Raw genomic sequence first — 26,230 nt, forward strand, 5'->3', positions numbered from 1 at the left:
GCGTGCGGTAGATCAGGCGTACCACGGGGGTGGTATCGCGGCGGAGCAAGTGTCTGCGGCGGAACGACGTTTTCCCAGCCCGCCACGGCAAGCATCGACCTCATGACATACCGCTTCTTCACCCCCATCCCCACGAAGGCGGCCACCGGCCGCACCGCGGAGGTCTACCAGCAGTCGCGCGAGGACTTCCTCGGGCCGCTGCCCACCTTCCAGGTGCTCTCGGCCGTGCCGGAGGTGCTGGCCGCGACCTGGTCGCTGCTGCGCGAGGCCCTGCTCGCCGGGGACGCGTCCCGGGTCGAGCGCGAACTCGTCGCGGCGGCCGTGTCCCGGGCCAACCGCTGTCAGTTCTGCGTCGACGCCCACGTGCTGCTGCTGCACGCCCTGGGCGAGCACGCTCTGGCCGAGGTCGTCGCCCGGGGCGGGACGCCACCCGACCCGAGGCACGCCGAACTCGCCCGCTGGGCCCAGGCCAGCCGCAGCCCTCGCGCCGCCGACTGGAGCAGCACGTACCGCCCGGAGGTCACCGGTACGCTGCTCGCCTTCCACTTCATCAACCGGATCGTCTCGGCGCTGCTCGACCCCGACCTGCTCCCCGGCGGCCTGCAACGCTCCCCGCTGGTGCGTTCGGTCGGGGGCCGGTTGTACGCCAGGGCCGCCCGGGAGCCGAGGGAACCCGGTCGCAGTCTCCCGCTCATCGAGGCGGGTCCGACGCCGCCGCCGGCCTGGGCGGGGGACAGCCCGGTCGGTGTCGCCTACGCGTCGTTGCGAACCGCCGCCACCCGGGGCGGGGACCTGCTGGGCGACGTGGCCCGCCAGACCGTGACGGCCACCGTGCGCTGGGAGGACGGGCGGTTCCCGGCCCGGCCCGCCGACTGGGCCGTCGACCTGGTCCGGGACGTGCCCGGCAGGGACCGTATCGGAACCCGGATCGCGTTGCTGGCGGCGTTCGCGCCCAGCGCGATCAGCGTGGGGGACGTCGCCCTCTGGCGGCTGTCGCACCCCGCCGACGCCGACCTCGTCCGGCTGGTCGCGTACGGGGCGATCACGGCCACCGACCATGTCGCCCAGGCCCTGGCCTCGGCGCACCTCTAGGAGATCACCATGCGTAAGGCATTCGTCGTCAGCGCCGCCCTGCTGCTCATCGCGTTCGCCGTCCAGTTCGTCTTCGCCGCCGTCGGCGCGTTCACGAAACCCGGGGGCGACGGCGCGTACGCCCTGCACAGTGTCAACGGCATGGCCGTCATCCCCGTCCTCACCCTGCTCACCGCCCTGTTCGCCGCGCTGGCGAAGGCGCCGGGCCGACTCGTCGGACTGGCGATCCTGCCGGTCGGCCTCGTCGTCGTGCAGGCGCTTCTCGCCATGCTCGCCAACGCCTCCACCGACGCCGCCGGAGTCAGCACCGCGTTCGGCCTGACCCTCGGCGGGTTGCACGCGCTCAACGGCATCGTCGCGGTGCACGTCGTGGTCGGCGTCCTTCGGGCAGCGCGGAGGCTGGGTGGTCCGGCGCCGGTGGGCGACATCCGCGAGGCCGTCCGGGAGGGGGAGCCGGCATGACCACCGGCTCGCTGCTCGTGGCGGACCTCGTGCTCGCGGTTCTCACCGCCGCCGGATGGTTGGGTGGCGGCGCCGCGGCGGCCGCCCGGCGCCGTCCGCTCGCACTCGGGCTGGCCGCCGTCGCGCTGCTCGCCACGCTCGGCCGCGCGCTCACGGTGATCGCGCTCGCCCGCGCCGGCTGGTGGTTCGCCGCGGAGAAGGTCCTCATCGCCGCGCCCCTGTCGCTCGCCGCGGTGGTCGTCGCCGGGCCGCGGCTGCTGCGGGCCGCGGGCGACCTCCGGTCCGTCGCGGTCCCGCTCCTCTTCGCCGGGTACGCCGTGAGCGGCGCCCTGCTCGTGACGATCCTGCACGGGTATCCGGCGTCGGCCTCGGTGGGGCTGCTCGCGGTCGCCGGGGTCGGCACGGCGGCGGCGGTCTCGTGGCGCTTCCTCGACGCGCGCCCGTCCCGGACGGTGTCCCGGGCGGCCACCGTGGTGACGGTCGCGGCCCTGCTGGCCGGAACCGGGCTGGCCGTCGCCACGGACGCCGCGCCCGCCGTACCGCTCGATCATGGCTATCCGCAGATCCGGACCACCGACGAACCCACTCGGCGGTTCACCCTGACGGCCGGGACGGCCAGGGTGAACGTGGGTGGCCGCGACGTCGCGGCGTGGGCGTTCAACGCGCAGGTACCCGGGCCGGAGTTGACCGCCACCGTCGGCGACGTCGTGGAGGTGACGCTGCACAACCGGGACATCGGGCGGGGCGTCACCCTGCACTGGCACGGGTACGACGTGCCGAACAGCCAGGACGGGGTGCCCGGGGTGACGCAGGCAGCGGTGCTGCCCGGCCAGGAGTTCGTCTACCGGTTCCGTGCCGATCAGGCCGGGACGTACTGGTACCACACCCACGCGGTGTCCGACGTCGGTGTGCGGATGGGCCTCTACGGCGTCCTGGTGGTGCGCCCGGGGCCGACGACCGGCCTCGACGTCACCGTGCCGGTGCACACCCTGGCGGGTCGTCCGCTGCCCCCGGCGCGAGTGGAACGGGTCGAGGCCGGCGTGCCGGTGCGGCTGCGCCTGATCAACACCGACAACACGACGCACCGGTACGCCCTGGCCGGGGCCGCCTTCCGGGTCGCCGCGATCGACGGCTCTGATCTGCGGGGTCCGACGCCGCTCGCGGACACCGCCGTGCTGATCCCGGCCGGAGGCCGCTACGACCTGGTGTTCACCGCGCCGGCCAGCCCGGTGGCGCTGTTCGTCGACGGACGGGTGGTCTACTCCACCGGGGAGGTGTCGACGGCGACCGGCGGGTGGCCCGTCCTGGACCCGCTCACCTACGGCGTGCCGGCTCCGGTGCCGTGGGCCCGGTTCGACCGGAAGTTCACCCTCGTCCTCGACCGTGGTCTCGACCTGCACGGACTGCTCCCGCGATACGCCCACACCGTGAACGGCGCGGCCGATCCGGACATCCCGCCGCAGGTCGTCCGCCGCGGCGACGTCGTCCGCTTCACGATCGTCAACCGGTCGCAGACCGTGCACCCGTGGCATCTGCACGGCCACCACGTCCTCGTGCTGTCCCGCACCCGGAAGGCGGCGATCGGAAGTCCGTTGTGGCTGGACTCGTTCGACGTCCGGCCGGGTGAGGTGTGGGAGGTGGCGTTCCAGGCCGACAACCCGGGGATGTGGGCCAACCACTGCCACAACCTGGGGCACGCCGACGCCGGGATGACGCTGCACCTGATGTACTCGTGATCTCCCGCGCCGTTCCCGGTTTCGGCCCGACCCTGGCGGGAACCCCGTCGCCGCCCGTGCAGCGGAGGCAGGCGACGAAGAGGTGGCTATGACCCTGGCCAACCCGGCTCCCGACTATTTCGAGCCCGAAGACGGCATGTTCCTGGCGACGCTGCTCATCGTCCGCGACATCGATCGGTCGCGGGAATACTACGAGCGGGTGTTCGGGGCGACGTGCGTCCATGACGCGAACCCGTTGATCATGAGGTTCTTCAACAGCTACATCATCATCAACGTCGAGGGCGGCCCGACGGACGACAAGCCGACGGTCCAGGCCAAGGCCCCGGTCGACTCCAACACCCTGAGCTGCGCGATGAATGTCCGGGTCCGGGACATCCACGCGCTCTACACCGAGTGGAAGGCCCGCGGCGCGGATTTCCTCACCGAGCCGAAGGACCACGGCACGGAGATCCGTTGTTACCTCCGCGACCCCGACGGCTATCTGGTGGAGATCGGGCAGGGCCTCTAGCCGCGGAGTCCCATCGCGGGCCGCCGGATCGGGCAGGCGCAGCACCCGGCCCCGTCGCGTGGCGGCGGGGCCGGGTGTCGGTGCGCGGAGTCGGTCGGGATCAGCTGGTTCCGCAGCTGACCGTCGGCCAGTTCCAGTTGCCGTTGGCCATGATCGTTATGCCGAAGTTGTTGCCGTTGCCGTTCGGCCTGGCGGTGACGGTTCCGCTGGTGCCGCTGACGGAGGCGTTCCAGCTGTTCTGAATGCTCTGGCCGCCGCCGAGTCCGAGTCTGACGACCCAGTTGCTGGTGCCGCTGACCGCGACGTTCAGATTGAAGCGGTCGCCCCACTGCTGACCGGCGGAGAGCGTCGCGTTGCAGGTGCCGGTCCCCGGGTTACCGGTGGTGGGCCCGGAGGTGGGCCCGGAGGTCGGGTTGCCGCCGCCGCCCTCCTGGACGGTGACGTCGGAGCTGCCGCTGCTCTGGTAGCCCTCGGTGGCCATGATCTGGTAGCTGTGGTTGGTGCCGAGGTTCAGGCCGGCGCGGGCCCAGGCGTCGAAGTGGTTGGCGGTGGTGATGGTGCCACTCGAGCGCTTGTTCTGACGGACGCTCCAGTACTGGTAGAACGTCTGGTTGCCGTCGATCGACGGGGCGTTGACCCGCTGGCTGCGCAGGATGTCGTAGGTGCCGCCGTCAGTGGTCACCGTGCCCAGCCGCTGGGCGCCGCTGCTCGGGTTGTAGCTGCCGAAGTTCTCCACCACGTAGTACTCGATGAGCGGGTTGCGCGTCCATCCGTACAGGGCGAGGTAGGTGTTGTTGTTCCCCGGGTTGTAGTTGGCCGAGTAGCTGACCGTCCGCCGCGAGCCGGTGGCCCAGCCCTTGCCGCCGACCCAGTTGTTGGTGCTGCGGTCCCAACTGCTGGAGTACCGGCCGTCGGCGCGCAGCGTCATGCTGGCGTTGCCGCCGTCCTTCCAGAAGGAGAAGTAGTAGCCGTTGTGCGTGCCGGTCAGGCTCGAGGTGAGCGTCCGGTCGGCCTCGGCGTACGCGTTGGTCGCCGTCACCGTGCCGGCGATGGCCAGGACGGCGGCGCAGGCGGCGCCCAGGAGCAACCGGATTCGGCCGCGCCTCCCTGGCCTGGTGGGGGTGTGGCTGGTGTCGGTCATGTGGGTGGTTCCTCCTCGTAACGGCCACGGCGTCGTGCCGCGTGGTGGTGGTTGGCCGGTCGTCCTGCACGACGACCGGAGGAGTGGGCCGTGGTGGCTGGTGCTGACGGTGATTGAGCGTCGTCGATGGGGACCGTATTAACCAGGTCGTCGACTTGTCAACAATTTCCGGAAACGCCGTGGCAACATCGCTCTCGGCTCCCCCTGCGGGAGGGACGCGTGTCGAGCCAGGTCAGTAGTCAATCAGAGTTCGGTATCGTCATACGACTGCCGGCGCCGACGGACCTCACTTCGGCCGGAAGCCGCCGAAATTTCCGAAGACTTTCCGGACCTTGACCACCAGGTGCGGGAAGTGGGTCCGGGAGGGGGCACCGCCACTCCGGCGTGCCGGATGGGTTAAAACTTGATCCGTTCCAAAATAGTGAGCTAGTGTTCCTCGGGTGATGCCCGACTTCGAGGCGCAACTGCGAGCCGCCTCGCTGCGCGTGACCCGGCCCCGGCTGGCGGTGCTCGCGGCCCTGCGCGACCACCCCCACGTCGGCACCGACGCGGTGATCGCGATGGTGCGGGCGGAGCATCCCACCGTGTCCCACCAGGCCGTGTACGACGTGCTGCGGGTGCTCACCGACGCCGGTCTGGTACGCCGGATCCAGCCTGCCGGCGCCACCGCCCGCTACGAGTCCCGGGTGGCGGACAATCACCACCATGTCGTGTGCCGCTCCTGCGGCGCCATCGCCGACGTCGAGTGCGCCGTCGGCCACGCCCCCTGTCTGACCGCCTCCAATGACCACGGGTTCGTGGTCGACGAGGCGGAGGTCGTCTACTGGGGCACCTGCCCCGGTTGCGCGGCCGCTCGCACCTCCCAGTGATCCGCCAGTTCGGAAGGAAGTACATGAGCGACACCCAGGACAACGGCCCCATCAGCGCGCAGGGCGTGGACGAGAAGGCCGCGGCCGGCTGCCCGGTCGCGCACGACTCGGTGACCGCGCACGGCAGCGAGAGCGAGAACCCGGCGATCGACTCGCCGACCCCGAAGACCGGTGGTCGTCCGCGCAGCAACCGGGACTGGTGGCCCAACCAGCTCGACCTCTCGGTGTTGCACGCCCACTCGTCGAAGGGCAACCCGCTGGGTGCGGACTTCAGCTACGCCAAGGAGTTCGCCAAGCTCGACGTCGAGGCCCTCAAGCGCGACATCGTCGAGGTCCTCACCACCTCGCAGGACTGGTGGCCGGCCGACTTCGGCCACTACGGCGGCCTGATGATCCGGATGAGCTGGCACGCCTCCGGCACGTACCGCATCGAGGACGGTCGAGGCGGCGCCGGCGACGGTGGGCAGCGGTTCGCGCCGCTCAACAGCTGGCCGGACAACGCCAACCTGGACAAGGCCCGCCGGCTGCTCTGGCCGGTCAAGCAGAAGTACGGCCAGAAGATCTCCTGGGCCGACCTGCTGGTGCTCGCCGGCAACGTGGCCCTGGAGTCGATGGGCTTCAAGACCTTCGGCTTCGGCTTCGGTCGCGAGGACGTGTGGGAGCCCGAGGAGATCTTCTGGGGCCCCGAGGACACCTGGCTCGGCGACGAGCGGTACGCCTCCGAGAAGGAGATGGCGGCCGGCGTCGGTTCGACGGAGATGGGTCTCATCTACGTCAACCCGGAGGGCCCCCGCGGCAACGCGGACCCGGCGGCGGCGGCGCACTTCATCCGCGAGACCTTCCGCCGGATGGCGATGAACGACGAGGAGACCGTCGCCCTCATCGCCGGCGGCCACACCTTCGGCAAGACCCACGGCGCCGGCGTCGCCGACGGCCACGTCGGCGCGGAGCCCGAGGGCGCCCCGCTGGAGGCGCAGGGCCTCGGCTGGCTGAGCACCCACGGCAGCGGCAAGGGCCGTGACACGATCACCAGCGGCCTCGAGGTGACCTGGACCGACCAGCCGACGCGGTGGAGCAACCGGTTCTTCGAGATCCTCTTCGGCTACGAGTGGGAGCTCACCACGAGCCCTGGTGGCGCGAAGCAGTGGGTCGCCAAGGATGCCGAGGCGATCGTCCCGGACGCCTTCGACCCGTCGAAGAAGCACCGGCCGACGATGCTCACGACCGACCTGTCGCTGCGCGTCGACCCGGCGTACGAGAAGATCTCGCGCCGCTTCCTGGAGAACCCCGACCAGTTCGCGCTGGCCTTCGCCAAGGCGTGGTACAAGCTGCTGCACCGCGACATGGGCCCGATCGAGCGCTTCCTCGGGCCGTGGGTGGCCGAGCCGCAGCTCTGGCAGGACCCGGTGCCGGCCGTCGACCACGAGATGGTGGGCGACGCCGACATCGCCGCCCTCAAGGCCAAGGTTCTGGATTCTGGTCTCACCATCGACCAGCTGGTCTCCACCGCCTGGGCCTCTGCCGCGAGCTTCCGGTACACCGACAAGCGCGGTGGCGCCAACGGCGCGCGGATCCGCCTCGAGCCGCAGCGCAACTGGGAGGTCAACCAGCCCGAGCAGCTCGCGTCGGTACTGAGCACCCTGGAGGGCATCCAGCAGGAGTTCAACGCCGCCGGTGGGGCGAGGATCTCGCTCGCCGACCTGATCGTGCTGGCCGGCTCGGCAGCGGTCGAGAAGGCGGCGCGCGACGCGGGTGTCGAGGTGACCGTGCCGTTCCGGCCGGGCCGCACCGACGCCACCCAGGAGCAGACCGACGTCGAGTCCTTCCGGGTCATGGAGCCGCGCGCCGACGGGTTCCGCAACTACCTGCGCCCGGGTGAGAAGACCCAGCCGGAGGTGCTGCTCGTCGACCGTGCCTACATGCTGAACCTGACCGCGCCCGAGATGACCGTCCTCGTCGGCGGTCTGCGGTCGCTCGGCGCCAACACCGGCGGCAGCCAGCACGGCGTCCTCACCGACCGGCCCGGTGTGCTCACCAACGACTTCTTCGCCAACCTGCTCTCCCCGGGCACCCGGTGGAGCGCGTCGAAGTCCGACGAGCACGTGTACGAGATCCGGGACCTGGCCACCGACGAGGTGAAGTGGACCGCCACCGCGGTCGACCTCATCTTCGGCTCCAACTCCCAGCTGCGGGCCCTCGCCGAGGTCTACGCCAGCCAGGACGCGCGCGACAAGTTCGTGCAGGACTTCGTCGCGGCCTGGACGAAGGTCATGGAGCTCGACCGTTTCGACCTCGCCTGATCCTGCGCTCACCGACGAGCCCCGGCCGATCCGTCAGCGATCGACCGGGGCTCGTCCGCGTCCTGCCGCCGCCGAAGACGGGAGGCCCGTCAGCCCAGCCCGGACAGGTACTTCCTGCGTCGCTGCGGCTCGAACTTCTCGATCGCGTACCGCAGCATGACGCGCGGCATGACCCGGTGATGCCGGGCCAGGAACTCCTCCTCGGCCGCCCGGTCGCGGTTGCCCACCTCGCGCAGCATCCAGCCCACCGCCTTGCGGACCAGGTCGTGCGGGTCGTGCAGGAGCCGTTCACCCAGGCGGAACGTCCAGTCGAAGTCACCGATCCTGATGAAGGCGAAGGTCGCCATGATGGCGATGCGCCGGTCCCACACCAGGTCCGACGCGGCCAGGCGATCCAGGACGCTCCGGTCCTTGTCGATCAGCCACGGCCCGAGGATGTACGGGGCGGACGAGTCCACCAGGTCCCAGTTGTTGATGTGGTCGGTGTTGTCCAGCAGGAGGCGGACGACGCGGCCCCGTTCCTCCTCGTCGCCCCTGGCGAACTTGCGGACCAGGACGAACAGTGCCGTCAACCTCTCCTCGTGCACGTCGCTGGTCAACAGCTCCGCCGTGCCGGTCAGGGAGAGATCGCGCCAGTACCGGGCGGCCACCCGGCGCTGTTCGGGTACGGAAACCCCGATCGCCCGGTCACCCTCGCCGTAGCCGCCCGGGCCCAGTTGGAGGAACCGGCTCGATCCGGCCGCCCGGGCCGGGTCGGCGAGGCTCGCGAGTTCGCGTCGGACGTCGGCGGGCGTGGCCATGTCCGTGCAACCTACCGGCCGCATCCGACGGTTCCGCCGTTCTCGGCGGATTCGGTCGGCGGCGCGCGGTTCGAGGGACGGTAGGTGGCCGACGAGTTTGGGATGCTGTGCCCGTCTATCTGCCGACAGCACCTGACGTGAAGGAGCACCGCGATGGCGAAGGTCATCTCCACGCTGTTCATCTCGGCCGACGGCGTGGCCGAGATCGACCCCGACTGGCACTTCCCGTACTTCGACGACAACATGGGCCGCGCCGTCACCGAGGACTACGACACGTCCGACGTGCTGCTCATCGGCCGGGTGACCTACGACAGCTTCGCCGGAGCCTGGCCCGACCGGGAGGCGGCGGGTGGCGAGGACGCCGGGTTCGCCAAGCAGCTCGGGGACGTGCGCAAGGTGGTCGTCTCCCGCCAGCCGCTGGAATTCTCCTGGCGCAACTCGGAGGTCATCGACGGCGATCTCCCGGCGGCCGTCGCCGCGCTCAAGGCCGACGCCGGGATCAAGGGCATCCTCATTCCCGGGTCGATCTCCGTGGTGCAGCAGCTCCTCGCCGCCGGGCTGGTCGACGAGCTGCGTCTGCTGGTGCACCCGGTGGCGGCGCGCAAGGGCCGCAGGCTGTTCGACGACGGCGACACGCCGTACCACCTGCGGGTGATGGCGACCGAGGTGTTCCCGACGGGCGTGCTCCGCGTGATCTACGCGCCGACCGACGCGCCCGGCGCGGTCGGCTACGACGACGTCAAGGACCAGGTGCCCGCGGGAAACTAGGCGACTCGGCCACCCATCTCGCCGGCCGCCCGACGCCTGGTCCGAGCCGGCCCCGTCGCTTGCCGCGACGGGGCCGGCTCGATCTCGTACGGGCTCGGACAGCTCGGCCCGGGTGGACGTCGGGGATCGCCCGCGGTCAGGCGATCGTGCAGGTCGCGCCGTTGAGAGTGAACGAACTCGGTCGGGCGGTGTTGCCGGTGTGGGTGGCCTGGAAGCCGATGGTGACCGATCCGCTCGGCGGGATGCTGGCGTTGTAGGCGACATTCCGGGCCGTCACCTGGCCGGACGCGGGGGAGTAGGTCGCGTTCCAGCCCGAGGTGACGCTCTGCCCGCCGGGCAGGGTGAAGACGAGCGACCAGCCGTTGACGGCGCTGGCGCCGGTGTTGGTGATGGTGAGGTTCTCGGTCAGGCCGGTGTTCCAGGCGTTGATGGCCACGCTCACGCGGCACGCGCCGGAACTCGGCGGCGGCGTGGTGGGGTTCGGCGGCGGCGTGGTCGGGTTGGGCGGCGGCGTGGTCGGGTTCGGGGGCGGGGTGGTCGGGTTGGGCGGCGGCGTGGTCGGGTTCGGGGGCGGCGTGGTCGGGTTCGGCGGGGCGGTCAGGCCGAAGAAGGCGACGGCGGCAGCGGCCATGCCGCCGGCGGGCAGGCTGTGCCCGGCGCCCTGGATGCTGTACGCCTCGACCTGGACGGTCCCGCTCGCGTCGGCGTACCGACGCCGGTTCCAGTTGGTCTGCGGCGTGTCGGTGGAGGTGGGTGTCTGGCTGAGCCCGAACACGTTGGTCCACTGCTCGATGGTCTCCTGCAGCAGCGAGTACGGCACGAGGGTGTCGCTGGTGCCGTGCCACAACTGCACGCGCGGGCGGGGGCCGGAGTAGCCGGGGTAGGCCTGCCGGACCGCGTCACCCCACTGTTGCGGCGTGCGGTTCATGTTCCCGCCGGTGCACTGGCTGCTCCCGGGCGGATAGTCCGCCGCGTTGGCGAAGCAGTTGTAGGGGACCCCCATGAACGCCGCGCCGGCCTTGAACACGTCGGGGTACAACGCCAGCATGTGGTTGGTCATCATGCCGCCGGACGAGCTGCCGGTGGCGTACACCCGGTCGGGGTCGCCGCCGTACTGCTGCTGTGCGTAGCGGATCATCGAGATGATCGACACGGGGTCGCTGCCGCCGCCGCGGCGCTTGGCGGCATCCGACCAGGTGTCGAAGCAGTTGCCGAAGCCGGCCTGCTGGGTGGCCGTCGGGTAGATCACGATGAACCCGTACCGGTCGGCCTGGGCGGCGAATTCGCTGCCGGAGTAGAAGCCGGGGCCCGACCCTCCGCAGCCGTGCATCGCGACCACGATCGCGGGTCTGGTCGGGCGGGTGTCGGGCACGTAGACGTGCATGCGCATCCGGCCCGGATTGTCGCCGAAGCTGGTCACCTCGGTGAGCGACGCGGCGTACGCGGGCTGGAGCGCGGGTGCCACCAGGCCGGCCGCCGCCAGCGACGTGACCAGGGCGAGCAGCAGTTTCCTTCGGATTTTCACGGGGACGACTCCTTCGATCACCTGTGCGGGTTGCGTGTGGTCGCGGGGCGGTCACGGGTGCGCCCGACTGCCCGTGGTGATCGCGCCTCGCCCACTACGTGTGCTTGCCCGGTGCCCGGCTCCGTGCGGCGTCGCGTAGCAGATAGTGTTCCTCGCGGTCGCCGAAGTGTCAATCGACGTACCTCAATTGCATGCGTGGTCGTGCCCGCCGCGACGGGCCCGGCGGCACGGGCCCTCCGTCTACAGTCGGTGCACCGTCCCTGAGCCGAGCCGGGAGCGCCTGTGGCAAGCCCCTTCACCATCGAGGAGATCTATCCCGACGACGGGGACGACCCGCCGCGGCTGCCCCGGCGGCAGGCCGGCAGCTCGCCGCAGGATCTCGCGGTGACCCTGCTGGCCGACTACACCCTGCGGTACCGCGCGCGGATCCCGTCCGCCGCCCTCGTCGCGCTGCTCGCCGAGGCCGGGGTGAGCACGGCCGGAGCCCGCGCCGCGATCAGCCGCCTGGCCCGTCGGGGTGTGCTGGAGGGCAGCCGGGAGGGACGGCGCAGCTCCTACCGGATCAGCCGCGCCGCCGCCGCGAACCTGTCCAGCGGAGGCAGTTGGATCCTGGCCGCCACCACCGAGGTCACGGCGTGGGACGGATGCTGGACCCTCGTCGCCTTCTCCCTGCCGCAGGATCACAGCACCCAGCGGCGGGCCCTGCGTGGCCAGCTCCGCTGGCTCGGGTTCGCGCCGTTGTACGACGGGCTGTGGATCTCGCCGTACGAACTGGGCGCGCAGGGCAGGGCGAAGCTCGCCCGGTTCACCCTCGGCGCCGTCACGGTGTTTCGCGGGCGACAGGCGGCGCTCGACGTGATCGGCCAGCGCGCTCCCATCGACGCCTGGGACATCGAGGCGATCGGTCGGCACTACGAGGAGTTCCTGCGACGGTGGACGCCCCTGGTGCCCATGCTGCGATCCGGAGCCGTCGACGGCGCGGCGGCGGTGCGGGCGCGTACCGAGGTCATGGACACCTTCCGCCGGTTTCCCACCCTCGACCCCCGGTTGCCGCTGGAATTGCTGCCGGCGGGATGGCTCCGACGGCCGGCCCGGGAGCTGTTCGAAGCCGTCTACGACGGCCTCGCCGAACCCGCCGCGCGCCACGTCCGGTCGGTCGTCGCGCGGTTCGTCGACGGCACGCAGCCCGGCATCCAGGCGCACACCACCGCCGACCTCCTCGCCGGGGTACTCCGTGCGGACCCGGCTCCGGACCCGGGCGGTGCATCGGCGACGGTCGAGAGCTGCGCGACCTGAACGGGAACTGACGGGGTCTCCCCACCGGCGACGAGGTGTGTACCTTGTGGAGAACGCGCAGCGCTGGGGAGGCCGGATGACGTCACGCGGTGCAGACCTTTCGGCGGCCGACCGGATCGACACCTCCGTCGCGCACCCTGCCCGTCGGTACAACTACCTGTTGGGTGGCAAGGACAACTTCGCCGCCGACCGGGAGTCCGGCGACGCGCTCGCGGCCGCGATGCCCACCATCCGGCTCGCCGCCGTGGAGAACCGGATGTTCCTGCAACGCACGGTGCGCTTCCTGGCGCAGCACGGCGTCCGGCAGTTCCTGGACATCGGGACCGGCATCCCGACCGCCGACAACACCCACGAGGTCGCCCAGGCCATCGAACCGTCGGCACGGGTGGTCTACGTCGACAACGACCCGATCGTCCTGGCCCACGCCCGCGCGCTGTTGTCCAGCACGCCCGAGGGGCGGACGGCCTACCTCGACGCCGACCTGCGGGAACCGGACAAGATCCTCGCCCATCCCGACCTGCGCACGACACTGGACCTGACCGAACCCGTCGCGCTGATGTTGGTGGCCATCCTGCACTTCATCCGGGACGACGAGGACCCCAAGGGCATCCTCGATCGGCTCATCGCGGCGCTGCCGTCCGGCAGCTACGTGGTCGCCTCGCACGTGACCTGGGAATACCTGCCGCCCGCCGCCATCGCTCAGCTCGAAGCCAACAACCGCGACGGCCGGTTCCAGGCCCGGACGACCGAGCAGTTCGCGGCCCTTCTCGACGGGCTGGAGCTCGTCGAGCCCGGCGTCGTGTCCGTGGCGCGGTGGCACGCCGACGACGCGCCGCAGCCGCGTCCGTCCGTGCAGGACGTGTCGTTCAACGGCGCCGTCGCCCGGGTCCGGTGACGACGACCGCCACCGAAGCCGGTGCCGCGGTCGCTCAGCGGGTCTTCTTCGTCGGCCGTTTGCGGGGCGGCGTCAACAGGTCGGCGATCGCCGCGATCGCCGACGGCACGATGCGGTAATACGCCCAGACGCCGCGCTTCTCGCGCTCGATCAGACCGGCCTCGGTGAGAATCCGCAGGTGATGGCTCACGGTCGGCTGAGAGAGGTTGAGCGGCGCGGTGAGGTCGGTGACCGAGGCCTCGCCCTCCGGGGCGGCCTGGATCAGGCTGAGCAGTCGCAGGCGGGCCGGATCGGCGAACGCCTTCAGCACCCCCGCGAGCCGCTCGGCATCCGCGCGTTTGATCGGCTCACCGGCAAGCGGCGAGATGGCAGGCATGGCAGTATCGGCAGTTCCCACGACAGCCATCGTTCCACCAACCTGGGGAACAGAGCGGCGGAACCGGACAAATCCCCGAGCCGATGCTGTGCTCATCACAACACCATCGACGCGTGTCGTGGCCGCGTGGGCCAGCTGTCAGGGCAGGTTGATCGTGTACTCGGCGGTCTGGACCTTCCCGTCGACCTGGAAGTCGAAGAAGGCCCGGTACCGGCCGGAGCTGGGGACGGTCAGCCAGAACGCGACCGCGCCGTCGACGAGCTCCTGCTCCGGGTGGACGTGCACGTACCCGAGGTCACCCTCGCGAACGACGACCAGGTGCCCGTACGCGCCGAGGTACCGCTGCGGCTGGACCGGCCCGGCGGCGTCGGTGCGCGTGAGCTGGAATCGCACCGGCGCCGTCACCCCGGCGGTGGGCGTCCCGGTCATCGACACCGTGAACGGTCCGGCCGTCGCCTGCGCCTGGGCCGGTGGCAACGCGGCCGGGGCGTACGCGCCCGGCACGTGGTGGTCGACGCCCAGCACGAGGGGCACCTGTCGACCGTCGGGGGCGCTGACGGAGAAGTCGGCGAAGACGCGGTAGCCACCCGGCCGGGCCAGTGTCAGGGGGACGCTCCAGGTGCCGTCGGGCGCCATCGTCGGGTGCAGGTGCTGGTAGCCGCCCAGGTCGCGACCCACCACGATCAGGTGCAACGGCTTCTCGTGCACGACGGCGAAACGCGTCGCCGGCTGCCGGTCGGTCCCGACGATCCGGAACCGGTAGTCCGCGCGTACGCCGGGCGGCTGGGTCCGCTCCAGGGGCTGCAACGTGTAGCCGCCCGCGCTTACCGTCGTCCCGGTCGCCAGCGTCTCACCCGTGCTGACGTCCCCCGGATGGGAGTGCGGCCCGGTCCCGGGCGCGTGGTCGTGCCCGTTCCCGGCCGACAGGGCTTCCCCGGAGCCGGTCGGCACTCCGCCGGCGGCCGCGGGCCGACGCGCGTCACCGGCCGGCGACGCGTCGCCGGTGCCGATGCGGGCGAGCCCGAAGCCGGCCAGCAGAGCCGCCACCAAGCCGCCGACGAGCAGCGCCAGGTGGGTGTTGGTCAGCCGTGACCCGCGTACCACGCTGCTGTCCTGCGCCTCGGGTCGCGGCCGGTCGACTGTCGACGTGTCCTCCGGTGTGGCCAGGGCCCGCGCGGACGGCGCCGGCCGTCCCGCCGGCGCGGACTCAACGACGACCGGACTCCGCGCGCTGGCGAGCGCGCCGCTCCTGCGCGCCGCGGGTACGGCGGCGCTTCGCTGTCTGCCGCCGGCCGGGCGACCGCCGCCGGCGGTTGCCGCGTTCGTGCCGGCGGTTGCCGCGTTCTTGGCGGCGGTTGCCGCACTCCTGCTCGCGGTTGCCGCGCTCCTGCGGGCGACGGGCTTGCGTGCCGAGGGTGCGACGCGGCCACCCCGGCCGGTCGGAGCCTTCGACGGGCGGGCCCGGCCAGGCGGTCCACCCGCCGTCGACGAGCGACGACGCCACGCGACGAAGCCCGCCACCGCCGCCAGGACCGCGACCGCCCCGCCGACCCAGAGCAGCGCGCCCGGGCCGCTTCGCCCATCCGAGGGTACGGCGGGAGCCGCCTGCGCTGTGCTCGGCGATCCGGCGGGCGCCGCCGAGGCCACCGGCTGCTGCCCCGTGGACGCGTGCTGGTCGATGGCGGCCAGAAGCGCGGGGTCGGGCTGCTGGGTCGGCGGTTGCCAACCCTGCGGCGCCGTGGTCGCCCGGCCGGTGTAGCGGAACGTCATCGTGCCGCGCACCGCGTCACCGTCGGAGGCCACCGACAGGTAGCTCACCGAGTACTGGCCGGCCGCCGGTAGGTGCGCGACCGACACCATCGCCGGAAACCCCGTCGTGTACTCGCGTGGCTGGAACTGGCCGTCGACCAGGAAGTACTCCCGCACCGGCTTGGTCAGCGTCTTCGGCTCCCCGTACGTCCAGCCGTTGTCGACGCGGACGCCGTTCGGCGCGGTGACCGTGAAGTACGCGTTGGCGCCGACCTTTTCCGTGAAGTACAGCGCCACCGACGTCACCGGCCCCTGTACCGTGGCGCCGCTCTCGGGAGTGGACATCGCGAGCGTCCCGTGAGCTGCGGCGGGCTGAGCGGACGTGAGGAGGGTGACCGCCGTGGCGAGGGCGAGGGCGAGCAGGCTCGCGATCAGCCGGCCGAGACTCTGGGGGAGACGACGCATCTGAATATCCTCACCGGGGTGAGGCTTTTTTCACAAGGAGCTGATCTTTTTTCATGGACGGCAAAAGTTGGCGCCGCTCCGCTCGCTCCGGCTGGCCGACGCCGGGACAGGCCACGACCGTCGCCGAGGGGCCGCGGCCCCGGACCACGCCCACGCGTGGCCCGGGACCGTCGCTTCAGCAGGTCGCGGGTGGAATGCTCTGCTCGTACTGGAAGACGTTGTGCGGGTCGTACTTCGCCTTGACCTTGCGCAGTCGGTAGAAGTTGGACCCCCAGTAGGCCGACTCCCACTCCGCCATCCCGATGTTCGGCACGTTGACGTAGGCGCCGTCGACGTACGGCCGCAGGGCCTGGCTGAACTCGGCGATCCAGGTCTGGGCGATCGGGGTGAGCGCATCGCCGCTGTCCGGCTCCCCGCGGGTGCCCCAGCCGGCGCCCGGCTCGGAGTAGAAGAGCGCGTCGCGGTGCGGGAACGCGGAGCCGCCACGGGGTTCGTGCGCCTGGGCCCCGCGACCGAACGCCTGGAGGAAGAAGTTGCTGTCGTCCGTCGGCGCCTCCTCCATGAAGGCGCGGACCACGCTGATCGCCTTCTTCGGGAACGGCCTGTTGGAGAACTGCGAGAAGAACTTCCAGTTGGCGGGCTCGTCCTCGGTCGGGATCTGGAAGCCCGCGTAGATCTCGCCCCAGCCCCCGGTCTGCACGGTGACCTCGGGATTGCCGATCGAGAGGATCGGCTCCAGCAGCTCCCGCGCCTCCGCCTCCGGACCGTCGGCGAGCACCGCGAACAGCAGGATCTCGGACTTGTGGATCTCGACCTGGGTCCCCAGGCGGTAGTCGGTGAACGGAGCGACGCGCTGCCAGGTCTCGAAGATCTCCTCCAGGTCGCCGAGGCCGTCCCAGGTCGCCTGGACGTAGGCGACGCTGCGCAGCGGCGTCACCCGGTAGGTGAGCGAGGTGACGATCCCGAAGTTGCCGTTGCCCGCGCCGCGCAGGGCCCAGAGCAGGTCCTCGTGGTTGTGCAGGTCCACCTCGATCGCCTTGGCGCCGTTGGTGCCCCACGCGACGACGATCTCCGCCCCGATCAGGCTGTCGCAGGCCATCCCGAGGTAGCGGGTGAGGAACCCGAGACCGCCGCCGAGGGTCGCGCCGGACAGGCCCACGCTTCCCTCCGTGCCGGTCGTCACCGCGAGGTCGTGCTCGCCGAGCGCGGTGACCGCCTCCAGCTGGTTGAGCCCGGCGCCCACCCGTGCGATGCGGCTCGCGTAGTCGATGTGGGTCGACTTGAGCTCGCTCACGTCGATCACGATGCCGTTGTCGACGTTCGACCAGCCCTCAAGGCTGTGCCGGCCGCTGCGTACCCGCAGCGCGACGTCGTTCTGCCGCGCCCAGGTCAGGGCGTTGACCACGTCCTGGGTGTTCTGCGCGAAGACGATGACCAGCGGGTAGCGGACGAACAGCTCGTCCCAGCCGAGGCTCGCGTTCGCGTACCCCGGATCCTGAGGGCGGACGATGCGGCCGGTCAGCTCCGCCGGCGGATACTCCGCGGTGGAAGACGGACCCGGGCCGCCGTCGGCCGCGAATCCCGGGGCGCCGGCGGCCACGATGCCGGGGAAAACCGCGGCCCCCGCGCCGACGGCCGCCGTCGCCTTGAGTACTTCGCGACGAGATAGGTCGCGCATGGTCCGATCCTCTCGATGTGGGTTACGCCAGCGATCGACCAGAGCGACTCTGGTTCAGTGGCACGCAACTCACGGTATTACGGGAGAGTTATTCGGAGATGAGCCTTTTTGTCCGAAAACCCAGTCGAGTGATCGGGGTGGGCCGGCTCGGGGCGGGCCCGCACGGCTGGGCCGTCACGCCACGGCGTGCAAGTCGTGCGGGGACGAGTGCACTGGCGGCCAGCGGAAATCCTCATTACGGTGTGACTGGGTCAAGTCACGCGCCCATCCTGTCCAGGATCTCCAACGGGAGGCGTGTGCCCATGATCGACCGCGTAGAGATGGCGATCTAGCCTCCGCGGGCGACATCGACCCGATTCGCTCGTCGCTACCGGAGTGGGTTCTGGGGCCCGGCTGTCCCGGGACGGCCCTTCTCCGTGGCCCGTTACACCGAGCCCATCAACTCGTCTGCCCCGTTCTCCGCCGACCGGTTGATCGTCGCCCCGGCGGCCTATGTCGACATGGACACCGCCCCGCTGCTGGGGGCGGCGCTGACCAGCGCCCTGGACAGCCACCCCGACGTCTGTTGCGATCTCGCGGCTGTCGACTTCTTCAGCGCCGCAGGGGTCCACGTCCTGCTCCTGGCCGCCGACCGGGCGAAGCGGGGCGGCTCCCGCTTCTCGATCAGGGGTGCCGGCGGTATCACCCAGCGTGTACTGCGCATCACCCAGGTGGAGCACCTGTTCGAGCGAATCGCCTCCTGCCGCGAGGCAGTGAAGACGGGCTCTGGTCCTGCGTGGCATCCGGCTGACGCCACGCAGGACCGTCGCGGTGTCAGCCGGCCGTACAGGAGCGGATCTGCGGTCGGGCGCTGCTGTTGCCGTTGAACATCGTGGTGAAGCCGAACGTGTTGCCGCCGCCGTTGGGACGTACGGTCATGACGTTGCCGCTGCTGTCCCAGGTGGCGCTGCCGTTCCAGATGGTGGAGACCTTCTGCGGCGAGGTGAGGGCGACCACCACGGTCCAGGTGTTGGTGCCGCTGACGGTGACCGAGGTGTTGTACCGGTCACCCCAGACGTTCGTCGTCGTCGCCGTCGCGGTGCAGCTGCCGCCGGACGGCGGCGGGGTCGTGCTGCTGGGCGGGGGAGTCGTGCTGCCCGGTGGCGGGGTCGCGCCGTCGGGTGCGACCGCGCGACCGGTGGACGGCGAGATCATGCCGGGGCAGAGGTTGCGGCTGGTCAGGTTGGCCACGATCTGGCCGATGGCGTCCCGGGTGTTCTGGATCCCGTCGTGCATGAGGATGACCTGGCCGGCCTGGAGGCGGCTGGCGTTCGACACGATCTGGCTGACGCTCGCGCCGTTCCAGTCCTGTGAGTCGACATCCCAGATCACCTGCCGCATCCCGAGCGACGAGGCGACCGACTGGAGGGTCGAGTTGGTTTCCCCGTACGGCGGCCGGAACAGCTGGGGCCGGATGCCGGTCGCGGACTGGATCGCCGAACTCGTCTGGGACAGGTCGGACTGCATCTGGGACTGACTCATCGACGTCATGTGGGCGTGGCTCCAGCTGTGGTTGCCGACCCACATGCCGGCGGCCACCTGTGCCTGCGCCGCCGACCTGTTGTTCTGCACGTTCTGCCCGATGTTGAACATGGTGGCCCGTACGCCGTTGGCGCGCAGCACGTTCAGCAGTGCGCTGGTGCTGCCGGTCGGACCGTCGTCGAAGGTGAGGCCGACGTAGCCGTTGCAGGTGGCGGCGCTCGACGGGTTGGCGGTGGCCACGACGACGATGCCGCACGTCGCGACGGCGGTGGCGAGGATGGACAGCGCCGCACGTAGTCGCCTCGACCGTACGAGCGTGCCAGCGGAGACAGTGCTCATCTGTGCCCCTTCTACCGGTCCGAACGTGCCCCGGTGTGCGGGCGGCATGGTCCGGTCCGGACGTGTGGGTGGTGGGTGGGGAGATCGACCGAAACCCGCCGGAAGCGGGATCGCATCGACCAGAATGGATCGAAGTATTACAGCGAGAATTCCGACGCGTCAACAATTTCCGGAACCCGCGCCGATAGCCACCCGGAGCTGTCCTCGCGTCACCGGACCGATCCGGAGCAGCCGGGATGTCGCCGCAATGGCGATCCGGTGGCTGCGGCGGTGGGGCTGATCGCCTCGGTATTCAGGGCGGCCGGACGGTCGTGATCCGGAAACCTCCCGGAATTCCCGACGGAGATCCGACCAATCAACGAACGGCTTCGCCGAAGCATCCGTTCTGGAGAGATTGATCAGGGCCGTGGCCAGGCTCGACAGTTCGTCAAGTGCGCGGGGGTCGCCAGGCGGCTCCGCAATCTTTCCGGTAAACGTTGACAGTGCGCCGACGTACTACCAATACTTCCGCCATCGACAGACCTTGACGGGTGTCGATTCGGGTCGCTCGCGGCGACCTGGTCTGCCGGGCGGCGACGGCAGGCGGCCGCACCTTGGCCAACGGTCTCACGCAGGGCGAGCTGACCGCCGGCCGGATCGCCCCGCACGGCGGGCTGGGCGGTCCGGCCGCCGGATCGGATCACCGTGGGCGCCCGCGGTGGTGCCGCGCGTACCGCCCGACTTCGACGACGACCTCGTTGATCGGGTTTGTCCTCGATCGAACGAGATCGTTGACATGTGTCGCGAATCCATCTTTGATGGTCGATGTTGCTTCCTCGTCGGTCCGGTCGGGCGCTGGGTCGTCCGGCGTGGGGTCGGGCCGTTCGATGCCCCGACCTTGGAGGACGGATGCGAACCTTCGCCCGAGTCAGACCACGACGGCTGGTGCCGGCGTTTGCCGCGGCGATGCTGCTGGCCGTGGCGGTCGGCGTGCCGGCGTCGGCCGCGGGCCCGTCGACCGTCGTCGGTGTGGCGTCCGGTCGGTGCCTGGACGTGGTGGGCAACTCACGCACACCCGGCGCCGGCATCAACATCTACGACTGCGTCGGCCAGGCCAACCAGGCGTGGACGTTCACCGCCGCCGGCGAGTTGCGGGTGTACGACGCGACGATGTGCCTGGACGTGGTCGGCCAGGACACGAGCGCGCCCGCCGCGCTGCAGATCTACGGCTGCACCGGCGGCGCCAACCAGCGCTGGCGGATCAACGCCGACGGGAGCATCGTCGGTGTCCAGTCCGGACTCTGCCTGGACGTGACCGGCGGGGGCACCGCCAACGGCACGACGGTCGGCCTCTGGACGTGCAACGGGCAGGCCAACCAGCGCTGGACGTCGTCGCTCGGCAGCACCGACAGTCAGCCACCCACACCGCCCGGCAACCCTCGGGTGAGCGGGCTGACCTGCAACTCGGTGACCTTCGCGTGGAACGCCTCGACGGACAACGTCGCGGTGGCGTTCTACGACATCTATCACGATGGCCAGCTCATGACCTCGGTGAACGGCGGCACCCTGTCGGCCAGCCTCACCGTCGTCCCCGGAGCGAGTTGGGGCCTGTACGTCAACGCGCGTGACGCCGCCGGAAACGTGTCGCAGGCCAGCGCCACCGTGACGATCACGCCGCCGCCCTGCCAGGCCGACACCGTGCCGCCGAGCACGCCGACGCAGCTCACCGGCACCGCGTCGGGGACCACGGTGACCCTGCGCTGGGCCGCGTCGAGCGACAACGTCGGGGTCCGGGCGTACGACGTCTACCGCGGTGGCGTGAAGATCGGCACTGTCACGGGCGCCCCGCCGGCCACCACCTTCACCGACAGCGGCCTGGCGGCGAACACCACGTACCAGTACCAGGTCCTCGCCCGCGACGGGCAGGACAACGCCTCGGCGCGCAGCGCCTCTGTCTCGGTGAGCACCGGCGGCACCTGCGCCAACCCGGTGTGCACGGTGCGGCAGGTCACCACCGACACCGACATCCCGTGGGGGCTGGTGACGCTGCCGGACGGCACCGTCCTCTACAACCGCCGCGACGCGCACGACATCATCCATCTCAACCCCACCACGGGGGCGAAGACCACAGTGGGCACCGTGCCGAACGTGCAGAGCACCGACGGTGAGGGTGGCCTGCTGGGTCTCGCGATCTCGTCGACCTTCGCCAGCGACCGGTGGCTCTACATCATGCACACCTCGCCCAGCGACAACCGGATCGTCCGGATCAAGATGGAGAACGACCGGCTCACCACCGCCAGCGAGCAGGTCCTGCTCAGCGGGATTCGGCGCAACAAGTTCCACGACGGCGGTCGCCTGCGGTTCGGCCCGGACGGCAAGCTGTACGCCAGCACCGGCGACGCGCAGAACGGCGCCTACGCCCAGGACCGCTCCAGCCTCGAGGGCAAGGTCCTGCGCCTCAACCCGGACGGCAGCGTCCCGGCGGACAACCCGTTCGGCAACTACGTGTGGAGCTACGGGCACCGCAATCCGCAGGGGCTCGCGTTCGACTCGCAGGGCCGCCTGTGGGAGCAGGAGTTCGGCAACTCGATCATGGATGAGACCAACCTGATCACGCGAGGCGGCAACTACGGCTGGCCGGCCTGCGAGGGCACCAGCGGCACCTGCGGCACCGCCGGCTACATCGCGCCGGCCCGCACCTACCCGACCGCCGAGGGCTCCTGCTCCGGCATCGCGATCGTGCGCGACGCGCTCTACGTCGCCTGCGCCCGCGGTACGCGGATGTACCGCGCCGTGATCAGCGGCAGCAGCCTGACGAACGTGCAGACGTACTTCAGTGGCACCTACGGCCGGCTGCGGACGGTGGAGCCGGCGCCCGACGGGGGACTGTGGCTCACCACCACCAACACCGGTGACAAGGACAGCACCCCGAACAACAGCAACGAACGCGTCCTGCACGTCACCCTCGGCAACTAGCGCCCACGTTCGCCGACGGCCACCGCGACGATCCGGTGGCCGTCGGTGAACTTCCGGCGCGGCCGCGCTGCCCGTCAGGTCCGTCGTGTCGCGGCCACGGCCGTCGAGGGTTCGGCGAGCGTTCACACCCCGCTTGTGGCGAGGTCATCGCGCCGGATCGCCTCCCACCTAGCCTCACCAGGGCATCTGCACCTGAAAGAGCTGAGGTTTGCACCATGTCCCTACGTCACGTTCTGGCGGGCCTTGCCGTTCTGCCCGCGCTCGCCGCTCCGGTGGCCGCGCACGCGTCAACCGTCGACAGCGCCAGCGCGCTGCACCCCCGGAAGACCCATTTCGACCTCCAAGCCCACCGCGGCGGCATCGGCATGACTACCGAGGAGTCGCTGGAGGGCTTCGGCAAGGCGATGCGTCTCGGTGTCACCACACTGGAGCTGGACACCCAGATCACCAAGGACCAGAAGGTGGTCGTCAACCACGACCGCCAGATCAGCGCTCAGAAGTGCGCCGACACCGCACCGGTCACGGCCGGTGACCCGATGTACCCGTACGTCGGCAAGTACATCAAGGACCGGGCGCGCCCGAGCAGACCGCGCCTCGCGAGCTGTTCGTCCGGCGGGTCTTCGAGGAGATCCACTCCTCCGGCATCGAGAAGCAGGTCACCATCCAGTCGTTCGACTGGGGCGCGCTGAGCCAGATGCACCGGCTCGCGCCGAAGTGGCCGCTGGTGGCCCTCACGAACTACGACTTTCTCCAGGTCGGCCAGCCGGGCGCGTCCCCCTGGCTGGGCGGGATCGACGCTGACGACTACGACGGTGACTTCGTGAAGGCCGCCGCCGCCATTGCCGGCGTCACCGCCCTGTCGCCCAACTACGGATTCCCGCAGAACGGGACCATCAGCGACCCGAACTTCCGCTTCTACCCGGACGCGACCATGGTGGCCGAGGCGCACGCCCGGGGCCTGAAGATCATTCCGTGGACCTGCGACGACCCAGCCACCGTGTCCGCGCTGATGGACATGGGCGTCGACGGGATCATCACCAACTACCCCAACCGGGTCCGGGCGATCATGGCCGAGCGTGGCATGCGGCTGCCGAAGAGCTACCAGCCCCGCCACTGACCGGCACGCCCGATCCGGGGCCGGTCCCGTGAGCCGCCTGGCGCGCTCGCGGGGCCGGTCCCGTGCGGCGGGCCTGCCCCGGCGCGGCCGGCGACGGTCGGGCGGCCCGGTCAGGCCGGATGCTCAATGAGCCTCCTCGGATTCCCCGTCCGCTGCGCCGGGACGCCGGTCTGGCGGTGGGCGCCGCCCAACTCCGTCGTCCACGGCCGGGTCTGCGCGGCCGGCGCCCGCCACCGGGTCAGTGCCCCGGCCGACGGCTCGGCGTGCTGCCCGCCGCCGGCCCCGGCGGGCCCCGCGTCGGGGTCGGTCGCCTCGCCGCCGGCCGGCGCGATGCCCAACTCCCGCATCCGCTCGACGTACGTGCGATAACGCCGCTGCGCCTCGCCGTGCCGCCCGGCCGCGCGCAGCACCTGCACCAACTCCAGGTGGGCGTCCTCGTCGTACGGGTCCCGGTGCACCAGCCGCATCAGGTAGACCAGCTTCTGGTCCGTGTCCGAGGCGTGCTGGGCCAGAGCCCGCAGCACGCTGGTGTGCGCGACCTGCGCCTCCTCCCGCAGCGGCTGCGCCCAGTCCTCGTACGGGTCGTCGGCGAGGAAGTCCCCGCCGTACAGCTCGTCGGCACGGACCAGCGCGCGGGCCGTGTCCGGGTGTCCGCCCCGCAGGGCGACCTGCGCCTCCTCGGCGGCGGTCAGGAACGTCTCGACGTCCACGTCGATCACGTCCAGGTCGATCGCCACCGAACCCCGGTCGGCCAGCACCGCGCCCCGGCCGCTGGTGCGGCGTCCGGTGCCGAGCACCCGGCGCAACGTGGACAGCAGCACCGACAGCCGGTTCGCGGTCCGCGACGGCGACTCGTCCGGCCAGAGCAGCTCCATCAGCCTGGCCCGGGGCACGGCGCGTCCCCGGTGCGCGACGAGGATCTTCAGCAGGTCCCGTGCCTTCTTGGACTGCCACTCGCCGTACGGGACGACGGCGCCGGCCCGGAACACCCGGAAGTCGCCAAGCGTGTGGATGACCACCGCCGGTACGCGCAGCGTGATCGCGGTGAGCCCGTCGGCGACGCCCGGGTCCAGGCGTACCCCGCAGCGGCGCAGCTTCTGCTCGGCGCCCTCGGCGCCGCGGCGGGCCTGCCGTCCCTGTAGCCGGGCGGCGATCAGCTGGACGGTGGCCTCCTCGGCCGGGTCGCCCAGTTCCCGGCAGAGCGCGGCGGCGTCGTCGAGCAGCCCGGCGGACGCGCGCGGGTCGTCCGCCGCGAGCACGGTGAGCTGGAGCGCCTCGACGAGGGTGGCGCGTCGCCGCCCGACGGTCGCGCCGGTGCGGGCCTCGGCGGCGTCGAAGTGGGCGGCGACGGTGTCACCGCGCAGCAACGCCACCCAGCCGCGGGCCAGCAGGGCGTACGGCCGTTCGGGCTCCCGGGCCATGGTGACCGCCCGTTCGGCGAGATCCTGCGCGGCGCACAGGTCGTCGGCCGCGCGGATCCGCGCCAGCTCGGCCAGGACCCAGGCGGTCGAGACGATGCGCGGCTGACCGCTGCCCACCGCGGCCAGAGCGCTCTCCAACGCCTGCCGGGCCTGCCGCGGCTCCCGCCGGCGGCGGTGCACCATCCCGAGGGCGGCCAGCGAGATCGCCTCGTCGGCGGCGACTCCCGCCAGCTCCCGCAGGCGAAGCCCTGCGGCGCCGTCGGCGAGCGCCTCCTCCAACCGGCCGAGCTGACACTTCGCCACTGCGGTGAGGGTCAGCGCGTACGGCTCGAAACCGGTGTCGCCCGCCACCTCGGTCAGTCGGACGGCCGCCTCGGCGTGCCGCAGCGCGTCGGCGGCGTCGCCGGCCCACAGCAGGTGGCCGGCCAGGTCCAGGTGGACCATCAACCGGAACAGGCCGGCGTCCGCGCGGCGCAGCCCGTCGGTCGCCTCCACACGCCCGCGGGTCGCCGCCGCGTCGCCGGTGGCGGCGGCGAGCAGCACGACCACCCGGGCGTACGCCTGGTGGGCGGTCGGGACGCCGCACGCGTGGGCGGCACGCGCCGCCTCCTCGACGTCGGTGCTGGCGCGCTCGATGTCGTCGTCGAGCAGGTGGTGCACCGCCGCGTGGCAGTACAGCTGCACGGCGTGTGGGCCGGTCGCGCCGATCGGCGCGGTCGCCAGGCGGGCCGTCGCCAGGTGTGGTTCCCCGGCGAGGTGGTGCCGCAGCGCCGCGCGCCAGATCTCCGCGACCGGTGCGTCGGCCGGGTCGGGTGTCGCGGCCAGCAGGTCGGGCTGGGTGGCGAGCCACAGGTGCGCGGCCGCGCGGTCACCGGCGGAGGCGAGGCGGCGCAGCGCCCGACCCGGGTCACCACCCGTAGGGTGTCGTTCTGCGGTCGATGCCTCGTCCCCACCTTCGCTGCGAGCCGGCGTCGACGGGCGCCAGGCATGGTTGACATTGTCTCCGGACATTCACCGCTCCTGTGTTCTCTCGTGGAGGCTCAGGCGAGCGAAGAGACAACCGGGCACTACGAGTCGTCGCCCCCGGCGTGGCTTCCCCCCGGGCCCGATCATTGTCTTCATCGAGCGGCATCGCCATAACCAAAAGAGTCGGTGTACTTACTGACTGCAATGCGCTATCGGCATAAACACGCACTCAGGTTTCCCTCAGACCGCCG

At 71.2% G+C, this 26,230-nt stretch carries 21 protein-coding genes; 13 read left to right on the plus strand and 8 right to left on the minus strand.

Annotated features, from left to right (window positions below; all coding sequences use genetic code 11):
- The first annotated feature begins 102 nt into the window (after positions 1–102).
- From ABZT87_RS25010 to ABZT87_RS25025, 4 genes are all read left to right on the plus strand, one after another.
- The gene (locus ABZT87_RS25010; protein ID WP_354855469.1) at positions 103–1,092 is read left to right on the plus strand and encodes a carboxymuconolactone decarboxylase family protein; all 990 of its coding nucleotides are present in this window, start codon (positions 103–105) and stop codon (positions 1,090–1,092) included.
- 9 nt (positions 1,093–1,101) lie between these two features.
- Positions 1,102–1,554 (plus strand): DUF6220 domain-containing protein, encoded by a 453-nt coding sequence (locus ABZT87_RS25015; RefSeq protein ID WP_354855468.1) that lies wholly within the window; start codon positions 1,102–1,104, stop codon positions 1,552–1,554.
- A complete protein-coding gene (locus ABZT87_RS25020) occupies positions 1,551–3,290 on the plus strand; it encodes a multicopper oxidase family protein (RefSeq protein ID WP_355138498.1) in 1,740 nt (579 codons plus the stop codon). The genes ABZT87_RS25015 and ABZT87_RS25020 overlap by 4 nt, the downstream gene beginning before the upstream one ends.
- Before the next feature lie 88 nt (positions 3,291–3,378).
- Positions 3,379–3,798, plus strand: a complete 420-nt coding sequence (locus ABZT87_RS25025; RefSeq protein ID WP_355066424.1) for a VOC family protein — start codon at positions 3,379–3,381, stop codon at positions 3,796–3,798.
- 100 nt (positions 3,799–3,898) lie between these two features.
- Here the strand turns inward: ABZT87_RS25025 and ABZT87_RS25030 are convergent, their stop codons facing one another.
- A complete protein-coding gene (locus tag ABZT87_RS25030; RefSeq protein WP_354855465.1) occupies positions 3,899–4,939 on the minus strand; it encodes a glycoside hydrolase family 11 protein in 1,041 nt (346 codons plus the stop codon).
- A 440-nt stretch (positions 4,940–5,379) separates the two neighbouring features.
- On the opposite strand from ABZT87_RS25030, the gene ABZT87_RS25035 reads away from it, so the two are divergent.
- Together ABZT87_RS25035 and katG are read left to right on the plus strand one after the other, a co-directional pair.
- Positions 5,380–5,808, plus strand: a complete 429-nt coding sequence (locus ABZT87_RS25035) for a Fur family transcriptional regulator (RefSeq protein ID WP_355138500.1) — start codon at positions 5,380–5,382, stop codon at positions 5,806–5,808.
- 23 nt (positions 5,809–5,831) lie between these two features.
- Positions 5,832–8,108 (plus strand): catalase/peroxidase HPI, encoded by a 2,277-nt coding sequence (gene katG, locus ABZT87_RS25040; protein ID WP_355138502.1) that lies wholly within the window; start codon positions 5,832–5,834, stop codon positions 8,106–8,108.
- An 89-nt stretch (positions 8,109–8,197) separates the two neighbouring features.
- Here katG and ABZT87_RS25045 read toward each other — a convergent pair whose 3' ends face one another.
- Positions 8,198–8,908: a DNA alkylation repair protein gene (locus ABZT87_RS25045; RefSeq protein ID WP_355138504.1), complete on the minus strand. Its 711-nt coding sequence runs from the start codon at positions 8,906–8,908 to the stop codon at positions 8,198–8,200.
- Between the two features lie 153 nt (positions 8,909–9,061).
- Between ABZT87_RS25045 and ABZT87_RS25050 the strand changes: the two genes are divergently transcribed.
- Positions 9,062–9,676 (plus strand): dihydrofolate reductase family protein, encoded by a 615-nt coding sequence (locus ABZT87_RS25050; protein WP_354855461.1) that lies wholly within the window; start codon positions 9,062–9,064, stop codon positions 9,674–9,676.
- A gap of 136 nt (positions 9,677–9,812) precedes the next feature.
- Here ABZT87_RS25050 and ABZT87_RS25055 read toward each other — a convergent pair whose 3' ends face one another.
- Positions 9,813–11,201, minus strand: a complete 1,389-nt coding sequence (locus ABZT87_RS25055; RefSeq protein WP_354855754.1) for a PHB depolymerase family esterase — start codon at positions 11,199–11,201, stop codon at positions 9,813–9,815.
- 282 nt (positions 11,202–11,483) lie between these two features.
- Here ABZT87_RS25055 and ABZT87_RS25060 point away from each other — a divergent pair, with 282 nt between their 5' ends.
- Together ABZT87_RS25060 and ABZT87_RS25065 are read left to right on the plus strand one after the other, a co-directional pair.
- Complete coding sequence (locus tag ABZT87_RS25060) at positions 11,484–12,497, plus strand: PaaX family transcriptional regulator C-terminal domain-containing protein (RefSeq protein ID WP_355138506.1); 1,014 nt, start codon at positions 11,484–11,486, stop codon at positions 12,495–12,497.
- Positions 12,498–12,573: 76 nt separating this feature from the next.
- Positions 12,574–13,392 carry an SAM-dependent methyltransferase gene (locus tag ABZT87_RS25065; RefSeq protein WP_355066418.1) on the plus strand — a complete coding sequence of 273 codons (819 nt, stop codon included), beginning with the start codon at positions 12,574–12,576 and terminating at the stop codon, positions 13,390–13,392.
- 34 nt (positions 13,393–13,426) lie between these two features.
- Here the strand turns inward: ABZT87_RS25065 and ABZT87_RS25070 are convergent, their stop codons facing one another.
- The 3 genes from ABZT87_RS25070 to ABZT87_RS25080 form a co-directional block, all read right to left on the minus strand.
- Entirely contained in the window at positions 13,427–13,798 is a 372-nt protein-coding gene (locus ABZT87_RS25070; protein ID WP_354855751.1) for a metalloregulator ArsR/SmtB family transcription factor, read from the minus strand.
- Positions 13,799–13,906: 108 nt separating this feature from the next.
- Positions 13,907–15,982, minus strand: a complete 2,076-nt coding sequence (locus ABZT87_RS25075; RefSeq protein ID WP_355138508.1) for a copper resistance protein CopC — start codon at positions 15,980–15,982, stop codon at positions 13,907–13,909.
- A gap of 175 nt (positions 15,983–16,157) precedes the next feature.
- Positions 16,158–17,660, minus strand: a complete 1,503-nt coding sequence (locus ABZT87_RS25080; protein ID WP_355138510.1) for an FAD-binding oxidoreductase — start codon at positions 17,658–17,660, stop codon at positions 16,158–16,160.
- 416 nt (positions 17,661–18,076) lie between these two features.
- Here ABZT87_RS25080 and ABZT87_RS25085 point away from each other — a divergent pair, with 416 nt between their 5' ends.
- The gene (locus ABZT87_RS25085; RefSeq protein WP_355138512.1) at positions 18,077–18,526 is read left to right on the plus strand and encodes an STAS domain-containing protein; all 450 of its coding nucleotides are present in this window, start codon (positions 18,077–18,079) and stop codon (positions 18,524–18,526) included.
- On the opposite strand, the gene ABZT87_RS25090 is transcribed toward ABZT87_RS25085, so the two are convergent.
- Complete coding sequence (locus ABZT87_RS25090) at positions 18,474–19,520, minus strand: polysaccharide deacetylase family protein (protein WP_355138514.1); 1,047 nt, start codon at positions 19,518–19,520, stop codon at positions 18,474–18,476. The two genes, ABZT87_RS25085 and ABZT87_RS25090, sit on opposite strands and share 53 nt — an antisense overlap.
- 924 nt (positions 19,521–20,444) lie before the next feature.
- Between ABZT87_RS25090 and ABZT87_RS25095 the strand changes: the two genes are divergently transcribed.
- The 3 genes from ABZT87_RS25095 (at position 20,445) to ABZT87_RS25105 (ending at position 23,592) form a co-directional block, all read left to right on the plus strand.
- Complete coding sequence (locus ABZT87_RS25095) at positions 20,445–22,475, plus strand: PQQ-dependent sugar dehydrogenase (RefSeq protein WP_355138516.1); 2,031 nt, start codon at positions 20,445–20,447, stop codon at positions 22,473–22,475.
- Between the two features lie 215 nt (positions 22,476–22,690).
- The gene (locus tag ABZT87_RS25100) at positions 22,691–23,164 is read left to right on the plus strand and encodes a glycerophosphodiester phosphodiesterase family protein (protein WP_355138518.1); all 474 of its coding nucleotides are present in this window, start codon (positions 22,691–22,693) and stop codon (positions 23,162–23,164) included.
- Positions 23,137–23,592: a glycerophosphodiester phosphodiesterase family protein gene (locus ABZT87_RS25105; protein ID WP_355138750.1), complete on the plus strand. Its 456-nt coding sequence runs from the start codon at positions 23,137–23,139 to the stop codon at positions 23,590–23,592. The genes ABZT87_RS25100 and ABZT87_RS25105 overlap by 28 nt, the downstream gene beginning before the upstream one ends.
- A 110-nt stretch (positions 23,593–23,702) precedes the next feature.
- Here the strand turns inward: ABZT87_RS25105 and ABZT87_RS25110 are convergent, their stop codons facing one another.
- Entirely contained in the window at positions 23,703–26,024 is a 2,322-nt protein-coding gene (locus ABZT87_RS25110) for a BTAD domain-containing putative transcriptional regulator (RefSeq protein ID WP_355138520.1), read from the minus strand.
- Positions 26,025–26,230: the final 206 nt, after the last annotated feature.

The sequence above is a fragment of the Micromonospora sp. NPDC005237 genome, from assembly GCF_040607775.1.
In the GTDB taxonomy this organism is placed as follows: Bacteria; Actinomycetota; Actinomycetes; order Mycobacteriales; family Micromonosporaceae; genus Micromonospora.

Bases quoted from the DNA above. Each gene is read 5' to 3' on its own strand.
- ABZT87_RS25110 (WP_355138520.1), bottom strand. From the start codon at position 26,024: ATGTCCGGAGACAATGTCAACCATGCCTGGCGCCCGTCGACGCCGGCT.
- ABZT87_RS25020 (WP_355138498.1), top strand. From the start codon at position 1,551: ATGACCACCGGCTCGCTGCTCGTGGCGGACCTCGTGCTCGCGGTTCTC.
- ABZT87_RS25030 (WP_354855465.1), bottom strand. From the start codon at position 4,939: ATGACCGACACCAGCCACACCCCCACCAGGCCAGGGAGGCGCGGCCGA.
- ABZT87_RS25050 (WP_354855461.1), top strand. From the start codon at position 9,062: ATGGCGAAGGTCATCTCCACGCTGTTCATCTCGGCCGACGGCGTGGCC.
- ABZT87_RS25075 (WP_355138508.1), bottom strand. From the start codon at position 15,982: ATGCGTCGTCTCCCCCAGAGTCTCGGCCGGCTGATCGCGAGCCTGCTC.
- ABZT87_RS25045 (WP_355138504.1), bottom strand. From the start codon at position 8,908: ATGGCCACGCCCGCCGACGTCCGACGCGAACTCGCGAGCCTCGCCGAC.
- ABZT87_RS25015 (WP_354855468.1), top strand. From the start codon at position 1,102: ATGCGTAAGGCATTCGTCGTCAGCGCCGCCCTGCTGCTCATCGCGTTC.
- ABZT87_RS25100 (WP_355138518.1), top strand. From the start codon at position 22,691: ATGTCCCTACGTCACGTTCTGGCGGGCCTTGCCGTTCTGCCCGCGCTC.
- ABZT87_RS25010 (WP_354855469.1), top strand. From the start codon at position 103: ATGACATACCGCTTCTTCACCCCCATCCCCACGAAGGCGGCCACCGGC.
- ABZT87_RS25025 (WP_355066424.1), top strand. From the start codon at position 3,379: ATGACCCTGGCCAACCCGGCTCCCGACTATTTCGAGCCCGAAGACGGC.
- ABZT87_RS25070 (WP_354855751.1), bottom strand. From the start codon at position 13,798: ATGGCTGTCGTGGGAACTGCCGATACTGCCATGCCTGCCATCTCGCCG.
- ABZT87_RS25065 (WP_355066418.1), top strand. From the start codon at position 12,574: ATGACGTCACGCGGTGCAGACCTTTCGGCGGCCGACCGGATCGACACC.
- ABZT87_RS25080 (WP_355138510.1), bottom strand. From the start codon at position 17,660: ATGCGCGACCTATCTCGTCGCGAAGTACTCAAGGCGACGGCGGCCGTC.
- katG (WP_355138502.1), top strand. From the start codon at position 5,832: ATGAGCGACACCCAGGACAACGGCCCCATCAGCGCGCAGGGCGTGGAC.
- ABZT87_RS25090 (WP_355138514.1), bottom strand. From the start codon at position 19,520: ATGAGCACTGTCTCCGCTGGCACGCTCGTACGGTCGAGGCGACTACGT.